The following is a 24,928-nucleotide window of genomic DNA, read 5'->3' as shown; positions in this document are numbered from 1 at the left end:
CAACAGGACCCTCGACAAGTCCCATCGTTGCAGGTCAGGAGTACTCTCCGCTTATTTGATCAAGCCTCGGACGCCCCACCTCGTGAAAGCGCGAGGCTAGGGCCAGCAACGCGGGCCGAAGGCCCGGATCCAGGTCCACCGCACGCTTGCGGCCCCCACCGGACCGGCGCACCCGCCCCAACGGCACCTCGCCGAACTCCAGTTCAGACACCCCGCACGACACGGTGCCCTCCCGGACTCCGGCCGCACGAGCGACGAGCCTGATGCCTCCATGACCCAGCGACCGTGCTTCTGCTCCTATGGCCAGCCGCCGCTGCCGCTCGTCGAGATGCGGGAACAGTGTCGCGAACTTCGCGGCCAGAGCCGCCTCGATCCCCTCCGGACTCCCCATACCATGGCAACGAGCCTCGGAGCCGGAAGCGACGGCTTGTTTCCCGGCAAGCCCTAACTACCCGGCCTTGGGTCAAGGCCCTCCGTGCCGTCACCCGTCTGTTCGTCCAACGCCAGCCGACGGACCGCGAAGTACGGGCGATCCGGCAGGGTGAGGGTAAACCTGCACTCGTAGTCACCGGGGGAGCACGCGGTGACCGTCATATCCCGGGTGCCGATGCTCTCGGCTCGATATCGGGTTCTCGACGTCACCGACGGGGAAGTTGTAGCCCCCGGGGCAGCGGGTCGATGCCTGCTTTGTCTCAAGACGCTGTTCGAGGATGGCCCGCAGAATGGCAAGCCGGGACGTGCTCTCGCCCATGAGAGGGACACCCCCTCGCCCACCCCAGGACATCCTCGTCGGCCAGGTGTGACGTACCCGCCGCGTACCACACCTTCCCGGCGGCGGATCGTTTCCCCAGCACATCATCCTCAAAGCTGATGCAGCGACATACCAGAGGCGTATGAGGCCGGTTCCAGCATCATTCTCAGGTGGTCAGTAATTCGGCTGATCCGCGGGGTGCGGTGTGAACTGGATGATGAAGCAGTTCCCAGCCTGATCGGAGCAAGAACTCGTGACAACCTTGCCGCCCGCTCCCCGTACCCCCACCGTGGTCGCCCGCGTCACCCAGCTGTCCAGGCCTAGGGCGAGGGCGATACCTAGTTGGCCGCCCTCGATGGGGTCAGTGTCGGCTTCGGGTAGTCCCACGAGCGCGGTCCGGCTGAACACGCTCTCGGCCATCAAGACGAGTGGAGCAAATCGCCGATGACGATCACGTCGTAGCTCCGGAGACGACGTCGTCCATCAAGTATTCCGGTCCCACCACCTGTGCGGTGGGACCGGAAGGGCCTTGCCCGCAGGGCCAGCTCGCGGCCAACCCCAACCCCTGCGTTCCGCACTCGTACCGGCACAGTGCCACTTTTGTGTGGAAATTCCACAGTTCGTCTGCTGTGCAAGGAGGTTGGGACGTGAGCGCGGGTCCCTTGGGGTGCTTAATCGTTCGAAGACTGGAGATCCCATGCATCATTTCAACGTCCCCGCCCACAGAACGGCGACTCGGCGGGGCGCCTCTGTCGCAGTCGCGGCCGGCACGGTACTCGGGCTCCTCGCCGTGTCCGTCGGCACGGCCAACGCCGCGACGTCGACGGACAGCGGGCGCCCGGTCGTGCAGATCATCGGTGGCGCCGCGCAGCCCAACGGCTCGTACCCGTTCATGGCGGCGCTGCTGATCAAGGGCAAGGGTAAGCCGCTCGACAGGCAGTTCTGCGGTGGCAGTCTGCTCGATTCGGATGTCGTGATGACGGCCGCCCACTGCGTCGATGACGTGAAGCCCAAGCAGATAGAGACCGTCGTGGGCCGGACCGTGCTGTCGAACAAGAAGCAGGGCCATCTGCGCAACGTCCGCACGATCACCCTCCACCCCCGCTACAACGGGGACTACGACGTCGCGTTCCTGGAACTGGACAAGCCCGTCTACGGCATCGCCCCGGTCAACCTGCCGACCCCGGGCACGGACGCGCTCATCCGTCCGGGTGCCAAGGCCACGGTCGCCGGCTGGGGCAACACCGACAACGAGCTGCCGAACCATCCGGACCGTTTGCGCGCGGTCGACGTTCCGATCGTGTCGCACATCGAGTGCAAGGCGTCGTACCCGAGCTACGACAAGAAGGTCCATGTGTGCGCGGGAGTGGAGGGCAAGGATTCCTGCCAGGGTGACAGCGGCGGGCCGCTCTTCCGCACACTGAAGGGCCGCAAGGGCGTGTACCAGATAGGCGTCGTGTCGTACGGCGACGGCTGCGCGGCGCAAGGCGCTCCGGGCGTGTACACCTATACCGGCTCAGCCAAGCTGTGGGACACCCTGTGGAAGTCCGCCGAGGGCAAGCGGGTGAAGCGCCTGCTCGACCGCTGATCGGGGGCCCGCGCGGGACATCGTGTCCTGCGCTGGCTCTGGAGACTGTGGCTCCCGACCTGCGGACGGACCGGGCCATGGACTGTCGGGTGGCCCGGGCCCGACAAAGCTCAATTCCCTGGCCGCACGGTGGGGAGGAGGGCCACGACCTCCCAGCCGTGGTCCGTCCGGGGGCCGGTGCGAAGTTCGCCACCGAGGGCGGTGACGCGTTCGGTGAGGCCGACGATGCCGAAGCCTCCGCCGCGGGCGGCGTACGGCATCGGGGCGCCTCCGCGGCCGTTGTCGCGCACCGTCACGTGCAAGGTGTCGTCGGCGCAGGTGAGGTCGACGGTGACTTCGATGGCATCGGCGGCGTGGCGGCGTACGTTCGTGAGGGCTTCCTGGACGACGCGGAAGGCGGCGGCCTGCACTTCGTGGGGCAAGTTCCGGGGCACTGAGGCGTCGCGGTGCAGTTCGGCCTTCAAGCCGGCCGGACCACCGAACCCGTCGACCAGTTCCGCGAGTGCGCTCAGGTCGCCCACCGGGCGGCCCTCTCCAGGTTTGAGCCGGGCCGTTTGCTCCAGGCCCTCGCGCAGGATGCCGACGGTCAACCGCATGGAAGCGAGCGCTTCGGTCGCGGCTTGCTCGATTCCCGCCAGGACCGGGTCCAGGTGGTCAGGTTCGGTGGTGACCATCATGCGGGCCATTTGTGACTGGACCAGGATGCCGGTGACGTGGTGGGCGACGAAGTCGTGCAGGTCGGCTGCCATGGCAAGGCGTTCGGAGCGGCGGGTCTCGGCGACCGCGACGCCGCGCCTGTGGTCCAGGCTGCGCAGGTAGCCGCCGAGGCCGGCGCTGGCGCCGGTCAGCAGCGCTACTGCCAGCGCGAGCCCCAGGATCAGGACGTCGTCCTGGGTGTCGGTGGCATAGAAGCGCAGTGGCGCGGCGATGGCTGCCCCGCCAGTGAGCACGGCGCTCAGGATCGCCCACCGTGGTGGGCAGGTACGGACGGCCATCAGCAACAGGCAGAGCAGGACCGCCACTTCCCCAGGGCCGAACATACGAATTCGCTCGGTCGTCGTGGCCACGGCGGTCAAGGCCAGGGAAGCGCCTGCTGGTAGGGCGGCCCGCAGTTGGGGAGTGAGCCACGCGGGTTGCCGGGCGGAGGGCCACAGGACGGCCGCGAGGCCGAGCGACAGCAGCAGGAGCACAGGCCAGAGGGTCTTGCCGTTGGTGACGGCGATGAGCACGTCCGCGGCGGCCAGCAGGACCAGTGTGATGACGCCCGTCGCACGCAGGCAGCCCTGTCGGCGGGTCCGCGTCGTGGTCGGGTCGTCCGTCGCAGGCAGGAGGTTCACATCGGTCACTGTAGAGAGGAGCGGTCGGCTGCGCCTCGGCTGGTCGGCCGAGGCGGACGTCAGGCGCGGGAACCGCTTCGCCGGCGGTCCCCGCGCCTGGTCATGGCACGGTGGGACGGTCAGTTGATCCGGACGATCTTCCAGAGCTGGTCGTCGAGGCTGGCGCTGCCCCACTGGATGACGGCTGCCCCGTCGGCGGTGGAGGACTGGGTGACGCCGGCGACGAGGGTGCTGTTCACGTTCCGGAGTTTGTAGTAGCCGCCGCCCCCGTCGGTGAGGGTCCACTTCTGGGAGTCGGCGCTGGAGGCGGTGTTCTGGACGATGGCAGCGCCCGCGGCGCTGGAGGAGCCTTGGATGTCGAGGTTGAGGTTGCTCTTGGTGTTCTTGATGTTCCAGGCGCCGCTGCCGGCGGACTGGAAGGTGAAGAGCTGGCAGGTGCAGTTCGTGTTCTGCCACTGGTTGGCGGCGGTGCCGGCGGTGGTGGAGCCGTTCGGGATGTCGAGGTACTTGCCGCTGTTCTTGTTCACCAGGACGTACTGGCCGGTGCCCAGGGGCGGCAGGGCGGTCTGGGTGAGGTTCCAGCGCTGGCAGCCGCAGCTGGTGCCGCTCCACTGGACGGCGGCGGTGCCGACGGTGGTGGAGGCGCTGGGTATTTCGAGGAGCTTGCCACTGCTGCGGTTGGTGATGCTGTACCCGCCGGCCGGGTGGGGCGCGATGGCCCATTCGTGGTCGGGCGTGCCGTTGTCATCCCACTGCAGGACTGTGGCGCCGTTGGCGGTGGACTGGCTCTGGACGCCGAGGACCTTGCCACTGGCGACGTTGAAGATCTTGAAGTAGCCCGAGGACTGCTGCTCGAAGCGCCACTGCTGGTTGGTGGAGGTGGTGGGGTTCTGCTGGGTGGCGGTGGTGCCGTTGGTGGTGGAGCCGCCGACGATCGTGAGGTTCAGGGCGCTGTTCGCGTTGGTCATGGTGTAGGTGGCACCGTCGGAGACGCCGCCGCCCAGGTCGATCGTGCTGTAGGTGACCGGGTTGGAGAGGCCGCTGCCTCCCCGTCCGGCGCTGAGGATCAGCAGGCTGTGCCCGTCGGCGAGGGCCGTCATGCCGCGGCTGTAGCCGCCGATCACATTGGCGCTGATGCGCGTCCAGGTGTTCGCGGCGCCGTTCTGCGTGTTGATGAACAGGTCCTCGGCGCTGTTGGCGCTGACGACGAGTGTGCCGTTGGGGCCGCCGGTGGGCAGCCAGGTCATGTAGGGAGCGCTCTGCGGCACCACGCCGCCCGTCGTCCGCAGCGGGATGCCGGTGACCGAGCCGAACGCCTCCGGGTCGGAGGAGATCTTGTAGTAGACGGAGAAGTTGCCCTCGGGAGCGCCGCCGTACTCGTAAGACATGACGTACTTGCCGTTCGGCAGCTTCGCGACGGTGGGCATGCCCGGCCGGTCGCCGGCGGTGGGCATTGCCACGTCGTCGACGACGGGGCCCCAGTTGCGGACGTCGGTGGAGACCTGGTGGACGATCTTCTGGCCGTGGTCGGGGTCGCGCTGGTCGGAGTAGTAGACGATCAGCTTGCCGTCGGAGACGAGGAAGAACGGCTCCCACACGGGAGTCTGGCCGTTCGTGTCGAACGCCGAGCCGCCTGTGGCGATGTTGCTGACGAAGTCCCAGGTCTGACCGCGGTCGGTGCTGGCGTACATGTCGATCTTGGTGGCCGACCGGTCGGAGGGCACCGAGTCACCTGCGGCCAGGATGGTCCCGGCCGGGAAGTCGCCTATGGCCGTGGGCAGTTCGAAGAGCTCGGGCTGCCAGCGCATGCCCCAGCCGTTCTCGGTGTCGGCTACGTCGGAGAGCTTGCTCCAGGAGTCGCCGTTGTCGGTGGAGCGGTAGATCGGGAAGACGGGCGTACCGTTGGTGTACTGCTCGAACGTGGCGAGCAGGGTGCCGTTGGCCGATCCGTTGTGCTGCAGACGCAGCACCCGCGGGTACAGCGAACCGGGCGAGGGCGCACCCGCGGGCGGGGTGTACATGGTCTGCGAGGGACGGGAGAGGGCCTGAGCCCGCCCCGAGGCAGGCAGCACAATCGTCGCCGCGGCGACGATCAGCGCCAGGATGAGCAACAGCAGGGTGGTGGGGCGGGAATGCTGAGCGGCGCCGGGTCTGGCGCTCAACAGTGCAGGGGACATGTGCGGCTCTCAGGGCAGGGGAGGGACAGGAGGGTCCGGTGCGTGCCGCCCGGGACGAAACCGGGTGGGAAGCGGCGAGCCCGGAGTGCACGTCCACCGCGTACGAGGAACCGCGGTGTCGTGCGGCATAGGAGTCGGACCGATCCGCCTCGCGAGTGAGACGGCTGGTGCGAGTGGCGGAGCTGTGCCCGGGGCGCGGTGTGTTCTCCGAAGCCGGGGTGCTCTCAGGTGGTGGGCCGGTCCGTCTTGTCGGGGTGCGACGGCGGAGGCGCGGTCGAGCCGCGGACGACGAGTTCGACCGGTGGGTCGCTCGCCTGCGGCAGGTCGGTGTCGGGCTTCTCGATCGCGTGCACGAGAAGGCGGATGCCCTCTCTGGCCGCGGCCTCGAAGGGCTGGCGCACGGTGGTCAGGGGAGGAGAGACGTAGGCGAAGACCGGGTTGCCGTCGAAGCCGACGACGCTGATGTCCTCGGGTACGCGGCGCCCGGCTTCCCGCAGGGCGTGGATGAGCCCGATGGCCATCTCGTCGCCCGCCGCGAAGACAGCGGTCACGGACCTGTCCGACGCCAGCGCCCGGCCCACGGCATGGCCGGAGGCAGCCGACCAGTCACCGTTGAGCAGTGGCGGCTCGTGCGCGCCCCGTGCCGCGAGCGCCGCACGCCATCCTTCGATGCGGTCCTTGGTGGCGTACCAGCGCCGCGGACCGGCGAGATGATGAACGGTCGTGTGTCCCAGGTCCAGCAGATGCTCGGTGGCCGCCCGCGCCAGTTCCTGTGCGCCCACACCCATGGTCACGGTGCGGGTGGCGGTGAAGGCGGGCGGTGCTCCCAGGAAGAGGACGGGGACGCCGACGCGGACGCTGATGTCTCCTTCCACGATGGGTTCGGAGACGATGACGCCGTCCACCCCTTGTTCGAGCAGCGACGCCACGGCACCCGCGATGCCCGTCGGGTCGCCGTCGGGCGTGTTGACCACGCGGAGCGCGTAGCCCGCGTCGCGCACGGCCCGCTCGATGTGCACGAGCAGTGAAGCGGTCCCGTAGCCGGCGGTGCCCAGGGCGACCACACCGATGGAGCCGGTACGCCCGGAGACCAGTGTCCTGGCCGCCTGGTTCAGCCGGTAGCCGAGTTCCTCGGCGGCCGCGAGGACCTTGGTGCGGGCGTCCTCGGAGACGTACGGCTCGTTGTTGAGGACCCGGGACACCGTCTTGCGTGACACCCCGGCCAGGCGGGCCACGTCCGCGCTGCGCGGCACAGCGGAGCCCTCGCTCCGTCCCACCACTGCTGCCATGAAGTCTCCCGACGGCCGTACGTCTGCATCGAAGGCGGTCAACTGTATGACCACGCGGTCTGACCGCGTGGTCATGTCTACGTAGCCGACAGCGGTACGTCAAGGGTTCCGGCGGTATCGATTCCGAGGGGCGGATGCGGGTTCGTCGGAGGGCGGCCGGTCGGCGAAGGGAGTCGCAGTCGCCGTGCGGAGAGCCCCCGTGGTGGACATATCTGCTGGTCAAGGGATACAAGTTGGCTCTCGCGCCGGCTCGCGGAACGGGGGTGTCGCTCCCCTCCGGCGGTAGGCCGGCCGTCCTGCCGACAGGTACGGTCAGCTCTGAGGTCAGGTCGAAGGGGCTTGACAGCGACTCCTCGGAGCGTTCACTCTTCCTCCCAACCGCCGGTCGAATTTGTTCGATCGTGTTGAGTCTTGGTCGCGTAGACGACCGCTTCCCCGTCACACCCCGCGGGCCGACGTGCCGCCTGAGCACGGCCGCCCTGTCAGGAGCCGAAATGCACTCTTCCTCCCTCGGTCGGCCCATGCCTTCTGCCAGCCGACGCACCGTCCTGCGCGGTATCGGTGGCGCAGCCGTCCTCGGCGCCGGCATACCGCTGCTCAGCGCCTGCGGCGGCAGCGGCAGCGGCAGCGGCACGGCATCCGACCCCAAGACCGTCAGCCTCGGGTCGAACGCGTCGGACGCGGTGCCGAAGAAGGCGTTCGCCGAGATCTACGCGGCGTTCACGAAGCAGTCCGGGATCACGGTCGACGTGAACACCAAGGACCACAACACGTTCCAGGAGCAGATCAACACCTACCTCCAGGGCACCCCGGACGACGTGTTCAACTGGTTCGCCGGCTACCGCATGCAGTTCTTCGCCGCCAAGGGCCTCGCCTCCCCGATCGACGACGTGTGGCAGAAGATCGGCGGAAACTTCCCCGAGGCGATGAAGGCGCTCAGCAAGGGCGCGGACGGCAAGTACTACTTCGTGCCCATCTCCACGTCCCTCTGGGGCGTCTTCTACCGCAAGAGCGTCTTCGAGAAGTACGGCTACGAGGTCCCCACCACCTGGGACCAGCTCGTCGCCCTGTGCAAGCAGATGAAGAAGGACGGCCTGGTTCCGTTCGCCTTCGGCGACAAGGACGCCTGGCCCGCGCTCGGCACCTTCGACCAGATCAACTTCCGTACCAACGGCTACGACTTCCACGTCGAGCTGATGGCCGGCAAGGCGTCCTGGACGGATGCCAAGGTCCGCACCGCCTTCGACCACTGGGCCGAGATCCTCCCCTACCACCAGGAGGGCGCGGTCGGCCGCACCTGGCAGGACGCGGCCCAGACGCTGATCTCGAAGAAGGCGGGCATGTACCTGTTCGGCAGCTTCGTGGCGCAGCAGTTCACGAACAAGGCCGACCTGGACGACCTTGACTTCTTCCCCTTCCCGGAGATCGACTCCGCGCACGGACAGGACACCGTCGAGGCGCCCACCGACGGCTTCATGCTCTCCAAGGCTCCGAAGAACAAGGACGGCGCGCTGAAGCTCCTGGAGTTCCTGGGCACCCCGGAGGCAGAGCAGATCTACCTGAAGTCCGACCCGAGCCTGGTCGCGGCTTCCAACAAGGCCGACACCTCCTCGTACACCCCGCTCCAGAAGAAGGCGTACGAGACGATCGCCGGCGCCAAGCACCTCACCCAGTTCATGGACCGCGACAGCCGCCCGGACTTCACCTCCACGGTGATGCAGCCCGCCCTGCAGAAGTTCGTCCGCGACCCCAAGGGCGTCGACAGCCTGCTGGCGTCGATCGAGCGCCAGAAGAAGACGATCTTCGCGTCCGCATGACCGCCACCACGAACACCGGTACCGGGACCGGAACCACCAGCACCTCGGGGGCGGCCGCAGTGCCGCCCCCGGGCAACCCGAAGAATGTGACCAAGAATCAGACCAAGCGGCTGCGCGCCCCCTTGGGCCACCGACGGCTGCTCACCCGACGGGACCGCCTCACCCTCGGCCTGATGGCCGGGGTGCCGACGATCCTGCACGTCATGCTCGTCTGGCTCACAGCTCTCGCCTCGATCGCGCTGGCCTTCACCACCTGGGACGGCATCGGCTTCGACTCCATCACATGGGTCGGCCTGGACAACTTCCGTGAGCTGTTCACCAGCAACCCGCAGTTCTGGCCCGCCGTCGAGCACAACATCGTCTGGTTCGTCGTGCTCATCCTGATCCCGACGCCGCTCGGCCTGTTCCTGGCCGTGCAGCTCGACAAGAAGATCCGGTTCAGCAAGGTGTACCAGACCGCGTTCTTCCTGCCCGTCGTGCTGTCGATGGCGGTCATCGGGTTCGTATGGCAGCTCGTCTACAACCCCGACACCGGCCTGATCAACAGCATCATCGGCGCCAACGAGCCCGGCCACTACATCGACTGGATCGGCGACCCGGACCTCAACCTGTGGTCCGTCCTCATCGCCGCCTCCTGGCGCCACACCGGCTACATGATGATTCTCTACCTGGCCGGCCTGAAGGGTGTCGACCCGGCGCTTCGGGAGGCGTCCTCGCTGGACGGCGCCAACGAGTGGCAGACGTTCAAGAACGTCATCTTCCCCACCCTGCGCCCCACCAACACCGTCGTCCTGGTCGTGACGATCATCGAGGCGCTGCGCGCCTTCGACCTCGTCTTCGTCTTCAACAAGGGCGCCGAGGGCACCGAGTTGCTGTCGATCCTGGTCACCAACAACATCATCGGTGAGTCCAGCCGCATCGGATACGGCTCCGCGATCGCCGTGGTCCTGCTGGTGATCTCGCTTGCCGTGATCATCCCGTATCTGATCGCGACCTTCCGGAAGGAGCGGCGCGCATGAGCTCCCACCCGTCGCCCACCACCACCCTGAACGAGGCGCTTCGCGCCACCCCTTTGAACTCTGGCGCGCTGGCCAAGCAGCGCACCCCCGTCCGCCCTGCCCGGATCCTGCTGCACGTCTTCCTCGCCGGTGCCGCGCTGGCCTGGCTCGCACCCCTGCTGTGGGCGATGTACGCGGCGATGCGCCCGTACGCCGAGACCAGCACCAAGGGCTACGTCTCCTGGCCCGACGAACTGAGCCTCGACAACTTCACCAACGCCTTCCAGCAGTCAGACATGCTGCACTACTTCGGCAACACATTGCTGGTGGCGATCCCCGCGGTGCTGCTGACGCTGTTCCTGTCGTCGATGGTCGCCTTCTACGTCAGCCGCTTCGACTTCCGGGTCAATCTGTTCCTGCTGCTGGTGTTCACGGCCGGCAACCTGCTGCCCCAGCAGGTCATCATCACCCCGCTGTACCGCCTGTATCTGCTCATCGACCTGCCCGGCATCACCATGAGCGGCAAGCTCTACGACTCCGCGCTGGGCCTGGTACTGATCCACGTGGCGTTCCAGTCCGGCTTCTGCGCCTTCGTGCTGGCCAACTACATGCGCTCCCTGCCGCACGAGCTGACCGAGGCCGCCCTGGTCGACGGCGCCTCCGTCTGGCGCCTGTACTGGCAGATCGTGCTGCCCCTGTGCAAGCCCGCCATGGCCGCCCTGGCGACGTTGCTGTCCATCTGGATCTACAACGATTTCTTCTGGGCGATCGTGCTGATCTCCACCGGCGAGAACATGCCGATCACCTCGGCGCTGAACAACCTCTCCGGCCAGTACTTCACCGACCCCAACCTGGTCGCAGCCGGAGCCCTGCTCACCGCGATCCCGACCCTGATCGTGTACTTCGTGCTCCAGCGGCAGTTCGTCAGCGGCCTCACGCTGGGCGCCAACAAGGGCTGAACCTGAACCCCCCACTCGTTCCCCGCACTTCCCCGGAGCAGCACCTGTGAGCACCGAACGCCCCAACAAGGTTGTGAGCCCCTTGCCTTCCCAGCTCCCCACGTATGTGTCGGACACCGCACCGTGGCGGGGCGCCCTGCGCCCGGCCCGCTCCTGGCTGCATTCCGACGCTCCCTCCCAGTCGCTCAACGGCTCCTGGCAGTTCCGTCTGTCGCCCACGGCGGCCGTCGCCGAGGACTTCGCCTCCGAGGACTTCGACGACCGGGGCTGGGACAGCATCCCGGTGCCGGCGCACTGGGTGCTGGAGGGCGACGGCGCCTACGGCCGGCCGATCTACACGAACGTCCAGTACCCCTTCCCGATCGACCCGCCGCACGTCCCCGACGAGAACTCCACCGGCGACTACCGCCGCCGTTTCGACGTCCCCGAGGACTGGTCGGACGCCGAGCGGGTCCTGCTGCGGTTCGACGGGGTGGAGTCGCTGTTCCGGGTGTGGGTGAACGGCGTCGAGATCGGCAGCGCCAGTGGCAGCAGGCTGGCCCACGAGTTCGACGTGACGTCCGCGGTGCGACCGGGCGGCAACGTCGTCGCCGTACGGGTGCACCAGTGGTCGGCCGCCAGCTACCTGGAAGACCAGGACCAGTGGTGGCTGCCGGGCATCTTCCGGGACGTCACCCTGCTCGCCCGCCCGGCCGGGGGCGTCGAGGACGTCTGGCTGCGCACCGGCTACGACCACGGAAACGGCCGTATCGACCCGGAGGTCACCGCCGACGCCGCCGCGTTCCCCGTCACCCTGCGCATCCCCGAACTCGGCGTCGAGCGGGTCTGGGCCACCCCGGCCGACGTGGCGCCCCTCGACATCGCGGGCGTCCAGCCGTGGTCGGCCGAGCGGCCCCGCCTGTACGACGCCACCGTGTCCTCGGCCGCGGAGAGCATCGCCCTGCGGGTCGGCTTCCGCACGGTCGAGATCCACGGCGACCGGCTCCTGGTCAACGGCCGCCGTGTCGTCTTCCACGGGATGAACCGGCACGAGGCCCACCCCGAGCGCGGCCGGGTCTTCGACGAGGAGCACGCCCGCGCGGACCTGGCCCGCATGAAGCGGTTCAACGTCAACGCCATCCGCACCAGTCACTACCCCCCGCATCCCCGGCTGCTCGACCTCGCCGACGAACTCGGCTTCTGGGTCGTCCTCGAAAGCGATCTGGAGACCCACGGCTTCGAGAACGTCGACTGGGCCGACAACCCGAGCGACGACCCGGCCTGGCGCGCCGCCTATCTGGACCGTGTCCAGCGCACCGTCGAGCGGGACAAGAACCACCCCGCCATCGTGATCTGGTCACTCGGCAACGAGGCCGGAACCGGCGCCAACCTCGCCGCGATGTCGGCCTGGGTCCACGCCCGCGACCCCGAGCGTCCCGTGCACTACGAAGGCGATTACACCGGCGAGTACACCGACGTCTACTCCCGCATGTATCCGACGGTCCCGGAGATCGAGCAGATCGGCACGGACGGTTCCGTCGCGCCGCTGCTCGGCTGCACCCCCGCGCAGGGCGCCCGGCAGCGCACCAAGCCGTTCCTGCTGTGCGAGTACGCCCACTCGATGGGCAACGGGCCGGGTGCCCTCGACCAGTACGAGGAACTGGTCCACCGGTTCCCGCGGGTGCACGGCGGTTTCGTCTGGGAGTGGCGCGACCACGGCATCCTGGCCACGGCCCCGGACGGGACGCCGTACCACGCCTACGGCGGCGACTTCGGGGAGGTCGTGCACGACGGCAACTTCGTGATGGACGGGATGCTGCTCAGCGACGACGTGCCGACGCCGAGCCTGTACGAGTTCAAGGCGGTCGTGACGCCGATCCGCTTCGCCTTCGACGGCGACAAGCTCGTGATCACCAACCTGCGGCACTCGGCCGACACGTCCGACCTGCGCTTTCGCTGGCGCGTCGAGCACGACGGGAACCTCGTGGACTTGGGGGAGTGGGATGCCCCGGTCCTCGCGGCGGGCGAGTCGGGGCGGGTGCCGTTGCCGCCGGTCGCGGTGGCCCCGGACGGCGAGACCTGGCTGACGGTCGAGGCGGTGCTGGCGACGGCGACCGCCTGGGCGCCGCAGGGGCATGAGATCGCCACCGCCCAACTCGACCGCTCGGTACGGCGGCCGGTGCCCGTCGCCCGGCCCCGGCGCGACTGGCGGCCCGGCGAGGGAACGCTCACGCTCGGCATCGCCGAGTTCACCGGCGGCTCCCTCACCCGCCTCGCCGGGCGCCCCGTGGCCGGCCCTCGCCTGGAACTGTTCCGCGCGCCCACCGACAACGACGAGAGCCGGGCCGACCGGCTGGAGGGAAGCGACAACAGCGTCCTCGGGGTGTCGAGCGCCGACACCTGGCGCCGCGACGGCCTGGACCGGCTGACCACGCGGCGCCTCGACGTCGAGCAGGCCGCGGACGCCCTGCGCACCGTGGACCGGGTCTCCGCCGCGGGCTCCGCCCTCTCGGTGACCGTGGAGTCCCTCTGGTCGATCGAGGACGGCGAACTCGAACTGCGCGTGGAGATCGAGCCGTCGCGCGGCTGGCGGTCGGTGTGGCCGCGGATCGGGGTGCGCTTCGAACTGCCCGACGGGACGGCACCCGTCGACGGCGCGGACTGGTTCGGCCTGGGCCCGCTGGAGTCCTACCCCGACAGTCTCCGCGCGGCCCGCACCGGCCGCTTCTCCTACCCGATCGGGGACCTCGCGGTCGCCTACGCGCGCCCCCAGGAGACCGGCCACCGCTCCCAGCTGCGGCGCCTCACGCTGACCAGCGGCGGCACCGAGGTACTGCGGCTCGTGGCACTCCCCGACGCCCGCGGTCGGCGCCCCGGCTTCACCCTCGGGCGCCACACCCCCCAGCAGATCGCCAGCGCCGCACATCCCTTCGAGCTCCCGGAGTCGACCGCGAGTCACCTGATCATCGACGCCGTCCAGCACGGACTCGGCTCCCGGTCCTGCGGGCCGGACGTGTGGCCGGAGTTCGTGCTGCGCCCCGAAGCCCGCACCATCAGGCTGCGCATCACACCGGGCGCCTGAGCAACAGAGCCCGTCGGCGACGCTGCTGCCCACCGTGGGCCGGCGGGCCGACCGGGCGCTGCACGGCCCGGCGGCGGGGGTGGCTGGCGGTTCCCCGAACGATGGTCCCGGACCGCGGACTGCCCTCGACGAGAGCATGCCGCTCGAGCCGGGCGCCTGCCGCATCCCCCTCTCCGAGATCGGCCGGGCCGAGGCCTACGCGCGAGCCTGTGCCGAGCTCGGCGAGCCCCGGGCCGCTGTCGAGGGGCGATGGCGGCCGGCCAGGCGACCCGGCGAAGCCCACCGCCCTCGTCAGGACCGTTTCCCGGCACACACTTCGTCAGCGACGGGCCGAAACAGCGGTGCGGTCTTCAAGGATGCATCCATGGGTTCGCACACCGTCTGATGACCAAACGGAAGGGCAAGTACGCCATCGGACAGAAGGGCCTGATCCTCGGCCGCGAGGGCGTGGGCACGGTCACCGAGGTCGGCCCGGCCGTCGCCGGCCTCAAGCCCGGTGGCCTGGTCGTGATCAACCCCACCCAGCCTTGCGGGCTGTGCCCTGCGCGCAGGGTCGGCCACGAGCGTTGTCTCTACCGGGTTCCCGACTCCATGAGCGCGTCGCAGTCGTCCGAGAGCCGATGGCGGAAGCCGAGTGGTGAGCCCAGGTATAGGGGGTTGCTCCGTGTGTCGGTCCTTCCTCGGGCTTGGCGAGGTTCGGCCATGGGGTCATCGGGAGGCATTCCGCTCGACTGTGCCGACGTGCCGGGGCCCTCTCTCCAGGTGCGACCTCGCCCGGCTTCCACATGACCAACGGCCGCGCCGGCCGGCGCGGCCCCGCATCTCCGAGAATCACACCTCGTGCCACTACGGCGCCGCTGCCCGGGAGAAGCGCCGACTGGACGCGAGGCGGGCCGGGGCACTCCTCCCGGTTGTCTGAAGCAGGCCGTCAGCCCGATCCGGGTGCTGCCCGGCCCGCCACGGTCGTCGGCGTAATGCCGCGCCAGGTCGATTTCCTTCTCGACTCCACGGAAAGTGAGTTCTGACATGACAGGTTTGCCCAGTCGCCGACAGGTACTCGGCGGGACGGCAGCGGGAGTTCTGGCCACGCTGGCCGGGATCCCGCATGCCGGTGCCGCGTCCGCCGCTGTGACGTACACGGCGCCGGATCCGCGGGTGTGGATCCACCTCAACAACGGGTGGCGATTCATCAGAGCGGACGCCACTGGTGCGCAAGCGCCCGGTTTCGACGACTCCGGATGGACGTCCGTCGTCACCCCCCACACGTGGAACGCCGTCGGCGGTGCCGACGGCGGCAACGACTACTACCGCGGAGTGGGCTGGTACCGCCGCCGCTACACCGTGCCGGCCGAACTCGCCGGAAAGAGGCTGTACCTGCAGTTCGCCGGGGTCAACCAGATCGCCGACGTCTGGGTCAACGGCACGTACCTCGGGCAGCACAAGGGCGGGTACTCCCGCTTCCGTTTCGACGCCACGGCCGCGCTCGTCCCGGGCGGGGACAACGTCATCGCGGTGAAGGTGACCAACGCCCGCGACACCGGCATCGCCCCGTTGAGCGCGGACTACACCTTCCAGGGCGGCATCTACCGCAACGTGAGCCTGTGGGCCGTCGACGACCTCCACGTCCGGATGACGGACTACGCGGGCCCCGGCGTCTACCTCCGGCAGACCAACGTGAGCGCGGCCTCGGCCACGGTGACCGTCACGACGAAGCTGTGGAACGACAGCACCACCACCAGATCGGTGGTCGTGCGCAGCGTCATCGCGGACAAGAGCGGGACCGTCGTCGCGGAGACGAGCAGCACCGCGCAGACCGTCCTCGCGGCCACCGGCACGGAGGTCCAGCAGACTCTCCACATCAGCAGCCCGCACCTGTGGAACGGCCTGGCGGATCCCTACCTCCACAACGCCGGCGTCGAGATCCATGACGTCACCGGGGGCGGGGACCAGATCACGGATGTGGTGACCGAACGCCTGGGTCTTCGCTCCATCGCCGTCGACGCCAACACCGGGTTCCGCCTCAACGGCAGCCACCTCCACCTGCATGGCGTCAACCTGCACCAGGACCGGGCCGGCCAGGGCTGGGCGATATCCGACGCCGATCACACCCAGGACTTCGACCTCATCAGCGAGATCGGCGCCAACGCCGTCCGGATGGCGCACTACCAGCACGACCAGAAGGACTACAACCTCGCTGACGAACGCGGAATGATCGTGTGGGCGGAGATTCCCCTGGTCGACCTCGTCACCGACTCGGCCGCCTTCACCACCAGCACCCAGAACCAGCTGCGGGAACTGATCCGGCAGAACTACAACCACCCCTCGATCGCCTTCTGGGGCATCGGCAACGAGCAGATCGACTACAACGGCACCGCCACGAACACGCTGCTCGCGTCACTGGCCGACATCGTCGAGGCCGAGGACCCGGACAGGCTCTCCACCTACGCGGTCCGCGGCGAGGACCCCGACAACGCGCAGGCGGGACTGCACACCCAGACCACGGGCTTCAACAAGTACTACGGCTGGTACTACGGCTCCAAGGACGGCGACCTCGGCGCGTGGGCCGACAACCTGCACGCCACCTCCCCGTCCCGCAGGATCGCCATGTCGGAGTACGGCGTCGGCGCCAGCACCACCCAGCACGCCCTCAACCCGCCCAAGCCGGCTCCGGGCGGATCCTGGCACCCCGAGGAGTACCAGTCGCTGTTCCACGAAGCGGCCTGGAAGCAGCTCGCCGCCCGTCCCTTCATCTGGGGCACGTTCGTCTGGGCCATGTTCGACTTCCCCTCCGACGGCCGCAGCGAGGGGGGCCAGCCCGGCATCAACGACAAGGGCCTGGTCACCCGCGACCGGCAGATCCGCAAGGACGCCTTCTATTGGTACAAGTCCAACTGGGCTACCACTCCCACCCTCTACATCACCAGCCGTCGGTGGACCCAGCGCACCGAGCCCACCACCGAACTCAAGGTCTACTCCAACGCGGGCCAGGTCACCGCCACCCTCAACGGCACCTCCCTGGGAACCCGGAGCAGCAGCGACCACATCTTCAGATGGCCCAGCATCACCTTGAGGCCCGGCCAGAACACCGTGACGGTCACCGCGACCATCAACGGCTCCACCTATACCGACAGCGTCAACTGGACACTCGGCTGAGAACCCCGCCCCTCGACAGCCGCCCGGTCCGCACGCGGCACAGGCGCTACAGGGGTAGGGCGGGCGATGCCACAGTTCTCGGGTGGCCGTATGACCACCGCCACGATCCCGTAGGTGGGCGGGTCTCGGCGGCGTGACGATGCCAGGTGGCACACGACGTACGCGACGAAGCTCCGGTGGGCAGAGTGACCTGTCAGGTCGTTCTGCCCGACCGGAGCTTCGATGTGCCGTTCAGTCCGCCGCCGCGTGTCACGCCGAGTCGCCCACGGCGTCAGCTTCGTGCGACTGCCGTCGGGGCCATGATCACGGCAGGGCGAGCCATGGCCCGTTCGATGGGAACTGTCAGCTTCGTGCGGAGGGTGAATTCGCCCGGCCGCAGAACGGCGTCGCGCACGTCCTGCGTCACGATGAACGAGCACCGGCGGGAGCAGTGTCAGGCATGGGCCAGTCCCGGGAGGTGTTCGGCGAGGTGCATGGTATGCAGCCGCGCGAACTCGTCGTGTGTGCAGCGTCCGTAGGCGGGGTGGGGGGCGTGTTCTCCGGTGTGGCCGGTGAACAGGGCCACCGCGTCCGTGAAGCCGGCCGCGGCCTCGCTCACCGGCAGGCCCGGGTCCAGCGGCGGCGCTCCGTCGATCTCCGCGCCGAGCGGGTGCTTCATCGCTCCGCGGCGCAGGAAGACCCACTTGGCCAGAGCGCCTGCCGTCGCCCGGAACAGGGCGGGCTTGAGCTTGGGATAACCGGAGACGGAGTAGCGGACGGTCTGGGCACAGTGCTGCAGTGTCTGGGACAGGTTCCAGGCGCTGCCCGGCGCCAGCAGGTCACGCTCGGGGCGACCGAGGTCCTTGCGGAGCCGTTCAGTGAGCTGGACGAGGGTGAGTGAGGTCATATCGCAAGATTCCGTTTCCTGCATGCTCGACGGCCAGGGCCCCGACGTCGGTCCCGCCCCTGGCGGCAGGCCCATGCCGGGCACTCCCCGCTCGCTGGGCAAGCACTGGTACTGACTACTGCGTCAGAGCGCCGGTGCATGCTCGTTCAGGTGGTCGATGATCAGGCTGGTGAGGACCTCGGGAGCCTCATCGGGGACCCAGTGACTGATGCCTTGCAGTGCGTGGAACGAGTAGGGGCCGCTCACCCATTTTTCTGTGGCATGAGCTGCGGTGGACCCGAGCGCGACGTCCTCGGTGCCCCAGACGTAGAGCGTGGGTACCTGGATCTTCCCGACCGCGGCGTCAGGCCGGTCGGCGCGGTAGTAGTTGAGGGCCGCGCTCAGCGCACCGGGTTCGGACAGACGCTGTACGTATGAGTCGACGTGATGGTCGGCAACCTTGCCCTGGTAGAGGGAACGCAGGAGCGCGGCGTCGTCCGCGAGGAAGCGGGCCTCTGTGTCGGGGCTGCGCCAGTCCTGCTGGTACTGGGAGCGACGGCGTTGGTCGTCGTCGGTGCGATGTGCCTCGCCCAGCGCGTTGGGATGCGGCGTCGACACGGTGGTGAGCGTGCGCAGTCGCTCGGCGTGCCGGGCCGCGGTCCACCAGGCGATGGCGCCGCCCCAGTCGTGTCCGACGAGGTCGAAGCGGTTCCAGGCGAGTGCGTCGGCCACCGCCAGAACGTCCCCGACCAGTTCGCTCACCCCGTACGCGTCGGCACGCATCGGGCGCACACCTGGCGAATAGCCGCGGGTGTCGGGCGCGACCGCGCGGAAGCCCTGGTCACCCAGCGCGGCCACTTGTTCTTCCCAGAGGACGGCGGTCCGGGGAAAGCCGTGCAGGAGCAGGACGGGGCGCCCGTCGGCGGGTCCTGCTGCGATCGCGTCGAAGGTGCCTGAAGCCGATGGGATTTCAAGGTGTTCTGTCATGGTGCATCCTTTTCGGGAAGGTGGGCGCCCCGTCGGGGCATCGTGCCCACGAACGCTCCGCTGCCGAGCAGCGCCGAAAGAGCCACCGCCAGGACGAGCCGGCGGGTGGAGATGCGGCGACAGCTGCGGCGACCTAGGGTGACGGCTCGTCGATCGCGCGGTGTCGCGGCGCTGCGGGTGCCCCTCAGGGCGCATCAGTTCTGTCGCCGCTTGCGCCTCATGGCTCGTCGGTGGGTGGGTCCGTGCGGCCGATGATCCAGGCGCCCCACTCCGTGTCGGTGCGCCGTTCAGGCAGGTCCAGCACGGTGGAGACCGTCAGGACGAGACCGGTGGCCAAGAAGGAGCGCACCTGCATCGGGTCGGCGCCCGTCAGACGGGTGATGGTCTGCTGGAGGTCGAGCTGGCGCCGCCGTACCGACTCCTGGACCACCGCGTCGCCTGACGCGGCATAAGCCTGCAACAGGACGAGGCCGACAGTGGGTCGGCTCTGCAGGAGATGCCGGTAGGCGTCACCGAGCGCGCTCAGCGTCGGTTCGGCGCTCTCGAAGGTGGCCTCGATCCCGTCGTAGGCCGCGTGTACGACCTGAAGGAACAGATCACGCTTCGAGCCGAACATCTGCACGATGCGGGGATGGGAGATGCCGACCCGTGCGGCGATCGCCTCGATGCCCGCCCCCGACAGTCCTTTCCGGGCGAACTCAGCGTCGGCCGCCTCCATGATCTCAGCCCGCCGCACCGACGCCGGCTTACGGGTGCGGCCGGGCTCGGTCACTTCTCGGCCTTCGCGCGGCCGATCTGACTCAGCACGAAGCGGTGGTCGTACAGGCACCGGTAGGCGTGGATCAGCCCGTCCTCTCCCAGCTCCAGACGGTCGTCACCGTGGAACTCCACGCGCTGCCCCGTGCCGGCGAGGGTCCCCGAGAAGCGCCACGCCACCAGCACGGCCCGCCGCGTCACCTCCCCGTACAACCCCATACGCGTGAACGAGTAGTCGGGAAAGGCCTGTGCCATCTGCGTCACGAAGGCGCGGAGGCTGTCGGGGCCGTGTGCCGTCTCACCGAGCGCCGGCTCGTCGTACACCAGGTCTTCGGCGCACAACGCCGCCGCGGCATCGCCATCGTGCTCGTTCCAAGCCCTCTCCCATCGATCGCAGAACGCCTCAAGGGCCTTGATGTCTGATGCGGCCACTTCGGCCACGGTGGTAACCATGCTTCTAACTTACAGGTAAGTAAGATGCGAGCCAAGGGCCGGTTGGCCCAAGGTGGGGGCTTGCCTTGGGGCATCATCCGCGGTGACGACTACAGCGAAGCGAACTGAGGACCGGGTGCCCCACGAACAAGGTGATGGGCCTGATTGACCTCCCACCCGAGTCCTGGGATGGGAACTGCGGCTGGATGCTCTCCGCCAACCTGACCGCCGACCGCGACGCCTGGGTGAGGCTCCTGGCGGTGCGCGACCACGCCGATCTGGTCGATGCCGAGCCCGGCACCAGGCGCTTTCGCCTCTGCCGCCTGCGGGCCCGCATCGCGAAGCACGCCCGCCGCCTGCTCCGCATCGAGGCCACCTGGCCCTGGGCCAACGCGTTCACCACCTGCGGGCGGCGACTCTCTGAACTTCCCGCCGTCACCCGACCGTCGGTCCTGTCCCGACGAAGACCAGAACGGGGGAGACCCGCACCACCCCGGGCCCGTGGAGCCCGGCGCAGCCGCAGCGTCACGCGACGGCCCACCCCCGACTGCAGGGGACATTGCGAGCGAACCGCCGAGTCGCTCAGCGCCCGAACCTCGCTGCCGGATCGAGGTAAAGGGTGAGTCACGGCGTGCCGCGGACATCCAAGTTTGGTATCGGGACGATAGGGGGTGGCAGTTCGCCTGCGGGGAGTTGGCCGACTCGCTGGACGGCCAGTTCGCCCAGCCGCCGCTTGTCGAGGAGGGCGCTGCCTTGGTTGGCCGGAGGCAGACCGGGTCGAACGGTGGGGTGGTGACGCCGCCGAAGGGGAAGATGCCGCGGCTGGTCTCCGTGGGGAGGAGGTCGCCGACGGGGTGATGCCTCCCTCCGCTATGAGGGAGGGGTTCTCATGTCAGCTTTCTCCTCTGTGGGTTCACTCGAAGAGCACTGCAACGACTTCGGCGACGCACACAGGCTTGTCGCCGCCCCGCCGCTCGACGGTGACGCGGAGGACGGCCTGGGCTCCCTGCGGTCCGCGCCGCAGTTCCGTCAGCTCCACCATGCCCCTCACCTGGGAGTTCACGGGTGTGAGGGCCGGGCAACGGACCTTGTTGCTGCCGTAGTTGATGGCGGCGGTCAGCCCCTCGGTCCGCGCGGCTTCCGACAGGAGCATGGGGACGAGGGACGGGACCAGATAGCCGTGGGCGACCGTCGTTCCGTACGGGCCCTTCGCGGCCTTGTTCGGGTCGAGGTGGATCCACTGGTGATCGCCGGTGACATCGGCGAAACGGTCGATGTCATTCTGGGGCGGGCGCTACGGCGGCACTCACCGCCACCGCTGTTCAGGTGCCGGACGCGGTCCCCTGAACACAGCAATGTGACGCTGCTGGCGTCGTCGCGTACCTGGTCCACAACGCTGGGCGCCTGCTGCACCGCTCGCTGGACGAGCCCCGGAAGCCTGGGTGGCCTGGCGCTGCCGCCCCTTCAGTGTTGACGCCTTCTCCACCAGCACCGCCACTGGTGGCCCGCACCCGCTGACCCGGAATGCCCAGTAATGGTCCACGGCGCGTGGCTGCCCCTGTTTATCGGCCTGAGGACGTGTCAGCAATCGGGCTCTGTTCCGTAGTCGGTGGTGACGGTGCGTTCTCCTCATTGCAGGAGGATGCGGTGACGGAGGAGGTCGAATCCTGCTCGGCCGTGCATCTGCCGCATGATCTTCTTGGTTCGGGTATTGACGCCCTCGGTCCGGCCGTTGTGGTGGGGCAGGGTGAGGCCGGCGTTCACGGCGGCGCGGTCGAGTTCGAGGCCGTTACAGAAGCTGAGCAGGTGGGGCAGGCCAGCGGTGCGGACTGTCGCGATCCACCGGGAGAGCTTGTCGTTGTTGCCATGGGCCGGGGTAAGGAACGCGGCGAACTCGCCGGTGAGTCGGGCGAGTTCGGTCATCTCCGGGCACGCCGCGGTGAGGAGGCCGAGCAGGTCGGTGTCCTTGGTCCACAGGTGCTCGGGGTGGGTGAGCAGGAGCCGGGCGACGCGGCGGGGGGTTGTCACGGGGCGGTCGCCTTCAGCGCGGCCCTGATTGAGGTAGCGGACCAGCAGGTTGGCACTGCCGGTATAGCCCAACTTCCGGATCTCTTCGAGGAGATGGGTGACCGGGACGGCGGGTTCCTCGGCACGGCGTCGGCGCAGGTGGTCGCGGTAGGGGTCGACAAGGGTGGGCCGGTAGCGGGGGGCGATGCGATCCGCGGGCGGTTCAGGGATGCGGGCGTAGCGCTTGACGGTATTCAGGGCGAGGTTCAGTCTGCGGGAGCAGTCGAGCAGGCCCACGCCGGAGTCAAGGAGGGCGTGGACTTTATGCCAGCGCTCGCGGGTGGTCTGCTCGCGGACGCCGCCGGGCCGGGGCGGGTTGACGGTGGCCCAGCAGGGGGCGTGGGCGCGGACCTCGGCCAGAACTTTGTCGCACAGGTTCCGCCACAGATGCCAGCGGTCGCTGACCTGCACCGCGTCGGGCAAGGCCCGGCGGATCGCCTCGGCGTAGGTGGCCGAGCCGTCCCGGCACACGACTTCGATCCCTTTCTGCCCGTGCAGCCAAGCCTCCAATGTGGCGGCTTCCCGGTCGGGCAGGACGTCGACGCGTTCCCCGGTCTCGGCATCGATGATGAGCGTGGCGTAGCGGTGCCGGCGGCGCAGGGCGAAGTCATCGACCCCGATCACCCTCGGGATCCGCAGCGTCGGCGGGGGTATTGCCCGCAGCACCCGCAGGGCGGTGGCGAACGATACGGGCACGGCCAGTAACCGGGTGAGCCGGGCAGCCGCCCGGCCGCATAACTCTTTGACCACCCCCGAGACCTGGCTGGTCAGACGCGTGGTGCGGCGCTGAAGGCGCTCGATCAGCCCAGGGACTTGCTCGCGGAAGGTCTGCCGCCGACAGCCCAGGACCGGGCAGACCAGACGTCGTACCCGGACGTTGACCACGACCCGGCGGCCATCGACCGGCACATCCGCAACGGTCCGGACGTGGTATCCGTGCACCTTCCCCGTCGGGACCCCGCACATCGAGCAGGGAAAGGGAACATCCCGGGTTCGGGCCAAGACCCGGATCATCTCGCCGTCGTCCGCCACATCCTCGATGACCAGCGCTGAGAGCCCTGAGAACACCGTTGCCACGAGGGAGTTGACATCTCGCATACAACATCAACGACGCCCGTCACCAACCGTCACCACCGACTACGGAACAGAGCCGCCATAACGGTGTACGGGGCACGGGTCCGCCTGGTGAGGCAGTCGAGGTGACGCACACGTGGGAGGACATGGAAGCGCGCCTCGGCCGGCTCACCCTCACGGCCGCCGCCGCGCTGGACGACCTCACCGGGTGCTGCCTGGGACACGGTGGACGAGCGGCTGCGTTTCCTCGTGGAGAGGGTCGCGGCCTAGGCCGGACATGAACCTCAGATGACGCGTTCCACCCTCTGTGCGGAAGGGCCCGCACCATCGTGCGGGCCCTTCCGCGTCATCCCCTACTTGGCCGTGCGTCCCGCCTCCCAGGTGGGAGACGAGTGGGAGACAAGTGGGAGATGATCATGGCGTGATGCTGCAATCAGGCGCTAGGAAATGCTAGACAGCGCTACCTGTGCGGCCCGGTTTCAGCCGCCGGATTCGCCCGCGTGCGGGCTCAGCACACCCATGCTGACCAGCACAATCACCACCACACCGAGGGCGATGCGGTACCAGACGAACGGCATGAAGCTCTTGTGCGAGATGAACTTCATGAACCACGCGATGACGGCATATCCGGTCACGAACGCGATCACCGTCGCGAACCCGGTCGGCCCCCAGGCCACATGGCCGCCCTCCATGGCGTCCTTCAGCTCGAAGACGCCGGAGGCCAGCACCGCCGGGATGGCGAGCAGGAACGAGTAACGGGCCGCCGACTCGCGCTTGTAGCCCATGAACAGGCCGCCGCTGATCGTGGCGCCGGAGCGGGAGACGCCCGGGATGAGGGCGCAGGCCTGGCAGAGGCCGAAGATCAGGCCGTCCTTGACGCTCAGGTTCTCGAGGCCCTTGCGCTGCTTGGGCGCCCGGTGCCGGCCGCCGTTCTCGTCGCGGGCGGCCAGCCGGTCGGCGATGCCGATGACGATGCCGATGACCACCAGCATCGTCGCGGTGATCCGCAGGTCGCGGAACGGACCCTCGATCTGGTCCTTGAGTGTGACGCCGAGCACACCGATCGGGATCGAGCCGACGATCACCAGCCAGCCCATCTGGGCGTCGTGGTCCTTGCGCATCGTCTTGTCGAAGAGCGACCGGGACCAGGCGGAGATGATCCGCCCGATGTCCTTGCGGAAATAGATCAGTACGGCGGCTTCCGTGCCGATCTGGGTGATCGCCGTGAAGGCGGCTCCGGGGTCCTCCCAGCCTGAGAAGGCTGCGGTCAGCCGCAGGTGCGCGCTGGAGGAGACGGGGAGGAACTCGGTCAGCCCCTGGACGAGTCCGAGGATGAGTGATTCGAACCAAGACATGAGGTTACGGAGTCCAAGTGCCGATCGGGAAGGGCAGGCGGACACGGCGGGCCGCCGCGCGCGGTGATCAAGTGGGTGTGTTCGAAGGCAGCGTAGCGCCCCCGGGGGACAGGCCTGGCACAGGGGTTTCGCAGGAGATCGGGTAGGGGAGGTGCGCACGCCGGTGGAACAGGGCGTATGTGTTGACCGGCCAGGGGGCCGCCGCTTACGTTGCTGCCGAGGGAAAGCGCTTGCTATTCGGTCATCGATACCTGCCGCCGTC

18 protein-coding genes and 1 pseudogene are annotated in these 24,928 nt (G+C 68.6%); 7 read left to right on the top strand and 12 right to left on the bottom strand.

Going from position 1 to position 24,928, the window contains the following annotated elements; all coding sequences use genetic code 11:
- Positions 1–97: 97 nt before the first annotated feature.
- Positions 98–391, bottom strand: a pseudogene (locus P1P75_RS15615) (ISAzo13 family transposase); the annotation flags it as partial.
- Between the two features lie 53 nt (positions 392–444).
- Positions 445–642 (bottom strand): DUF5605 domain-containing protein, encoded by a 198-nt coding sequence (locus P1P75_RS42030; protein ID WP_162948133.1) that lies wholly within the window; start codon positions 640–642, stop codon positions 445–447.
- Between the two features lie 806 nt (positions 643–1,448).
- On the opposite strand from P1P75_RS42030, the gene P1P75_RS15610 reads away from it, so the two are divergent.
- The gene (locus P1P75_RS15610; RefSeq protein WP_119580543.1) at positions 1,449–2,339 is read left to right on the top strand and encodes a serine protease; all 891 of its coding nucleotides are present in this window, start codon (positions 1,449–1,451) and stop codon (positions 2,337–2,339) included.
- Between the two features lie 110 nt (positions 2,340–2,449).
- Here P1P75_RS15610 and P1P75_RS15605 read toward each other — a convergent pair whose 3' ends face one another.
- From P1P75_RS15605 to P1P75_RS15595, 3 genes are all read right to left on the bottom strand, one after another.
- Positions 2,450–3,685 (bottom strand): sensor histidine kinase, encoded by a 1,236-nt coding sequence (locus tag P1P75_RS15605; protein WP_119580544.1) that lies wholly within the window; start codon positions 3,683–3,685, stop codon positions 2,450–2,452.
- A 110-nt stretch (positions 3,686–3,795) separates the two neighbouring features.
- Complete coding sequence (locus P1P75_RS15600) at positions 3,796–5,838, bottom strand: RICIN domain-containing protein (RefSeq protein WP_013005178.1); 2,043 nt, start codon at positions 5,836–5,838, stop codon at positions 3,796–3,798.
- 239 nt (positions 5,839–6,077) lie between these two features.
- Positions 6,078–7,142: a LacI family DNA-binding transcriptional regulator gene (locus P1P75_RS15595; RefSeq protein WP_173402939.1), complete on the bottom strand. Its 1,065-nt coding sequence runs from the start codon at positions 7,140–7,142 to the stop codon at positions 6,078–6,080.
- Between the two features lie 521 nt (positions 7,143–7,663).
- Here P1P75_RS15595 and P1P75_RS15590 point away from each other — a divergent pair.
- The 6 genes from P1P75_RS15590 (at position 7,664) to P1P75_RS15570 (ending at position 17,130) form a co-directional block, all read left to right on the top strand.
- Positions 7,664–8,959 (top strand): ABC transporter substrate-binding protein, encoded by a 1,296-nt coding sequence (locus P1P75_RS15590; RefSeq protein ID WP_006378736.1) that lies wholly within the window; start codon positions 7,664–7,666, stop codon positions 8,957–8,959.
- Entirely contained in the window at positions 8,956–9,978 is a 1,023-nt protein-coding gene (locus P1P75_RS15585) for a carbohydrate ABC transporter permease (protein WP_006378583.1), read from the top strand. The genes P1P75_RS15590 and P1P75_RS15585 overlap by 4 nt, the downstream gene beginning before the upstream one ends.
- Positions 9,975–10,916 (top strand): carbohydrate ABC transporter permease, encoded by a 942-nt coding sequence (locus P1P75_RS15580; protein WP_006379287.1) that lies wholly within the window; start codon positions 9,975–9,977, stop codon positions 10,914–10,916. Before P1P75_RS15585 ends, P1P75_RS15580 begins: the two co-directional genes overlap by 4 nt.
- An 82-nt stretch (positions 10,917–10,998) precedes the next feature.
- Positions 10,999–13,977 carry a glycoside hydrolase family 2 TIM barrel-domain containing protein gene (locus P1P75_RS15575; protein ID WP_216868753.1) on the top strand — a complete coding sequence of 993 codons (2,979 nt, stop codon included), beginning with the start codon at positions 10,999–11,001 and terminating at the stop codon, positions 13,975–13,977.
- A 249-nt stretch (positions 13,978–14,226) separates the two neighbouring features.
- The gene (locus P1P75_RS42025; protein WP_078507299.1) at positions 14,227–14,766 is read left to right on the top strand and encodes an alcohol dehydrogenase catalytic domain-containing protein; all 540 of its coding nucleotides are present in this window, start codon (positions 14,227–14,229) and stop codon (positions 14,764–14,766) included.
- A 237-nt stretch (positions 14,767–15,003) separates the two neighbouring features.
- Positions 15,004–17,130, top strand: a complete 2,127-nt coding sequence (locus tag P1P75_RS15570) for a glycoside hydrolase family 2 TIM barrel-domain containing protein (RefSeq protein ID WP_173402941.1) — start codon at positions 15,004–15,006, stop codon at positions 17,128–17,130.
- 433 nt (positions 17,131–17,563) lie between these two features.
- Here P1P75_RS15570 and P1P75_RS15565 read toward each other — a convergent pair whose 3' ends face one another.
- The 7 genes from P1P75_RS15565 to P1P75_RS15535 all read right to left on the bottom strand — a co-directional run bounded on the left by P1P75_RS15565 (position 17,564) and on the right by P1P75_RS15535 (position 24,666).
- Positions 17,564–18,016 carry a DUF1569 domain-containing protein gene (locus P1P75_RS15565; protein WP_006379044.1) on the bottom strand — a complete coding sequence of 151 codons (453 nt, stop codon included), beginning with the start codon at positions 18,014–18,016 and terminating at the stop codon, positions 17,564–17,566.
- Positions 18,017–18,139: 123 nt separating this feature from the next.
- On the bottom strand, positions 18,140–18,982 hold the full coding sequence (locus tag P1P75_RS15560) for an alpha/beta fold hydrolase (RefSeq protein ID WP_006379149.1): 843 nt from the start codon (positions 18,980–18,982) through the stop codon (positions 18,140–18,142).
- A 217-nt stretch (positions 18,983–19,199) separates the two neighbouring features.
- Entirely contained in the window at positions 19,200–19,754 is a 555-nt protein-coding gene (locus tag P1P75_RS15555) for a TetR/AcrR family transcriptional regulator (protein ID WP_231885174.1), read from the bottom strand.
- The gene (locus tag P1P75_RS15550) at positions 19,751–20,179 is read right to left on the bottom strand and encodes an ester cyclase (RefSeq protein ID WP_006378598.1); all 429 of its coding nucleotides are present in this window, start codon (positions 20,177–20,179) and stop codon (positions 19,751–19,753) included. Before P1P75_RS15550 ends, P1P75_RS15555 begins: the two co-directional genes overlap by 4 nt.
- Positions 20,180–21,083: 904 nt before the next feature.
- Positions 21,084–21,446 carry a MaoC family dehydratase gene (locus P1P75_RS15545; RefSeq protein WP_075693505.1) on the bottom strand — a complete coding sequence of 121 codons (363 nt, stop codon included), beginning with the start codon at positions 21,444–21,446 and terminating at the stop codon, positions 21,084–21,086.
- Positions 21,447–21,799: 353 nt separating this feature from the next.
- A complete protein-coding gene (locus P1P75_RS15540; RefSeq protein ID WP_086022988.1) occupies positions 21,800–23,305 on the bottom strand; it encodes an ISL3 family transposase in 1,506 nt (501 codons plus the stop codon).
- Between the two features lie 485 nt (positions 23,306–23,790).
- Complete coding sequence (locus P1P75_RS15535; RefSeq protein WP_319255602.1) at positions 23,791–24,666, bottom strand: undecaprenyl-diphosphate phosphatase; 876 nt, start codon at positions 24,664–24,666, stop codon at positions 23,791–23,793.
- Positions 24,667–24,928 lie beyond the last annotated feature (262 nt).

This window comes from Streptomyces sp. ID05-39B, from assembly GCF_033794725.1.
GTDB lineage: Bacteria > Actinomycetota > Actinomycetes > Streptomycetales > Streptomycetaceae > Streptomyces > Streptomyces bobili.
This window is presented reverse-complemented; position numbering and strand designations above follow the sequence as displayed.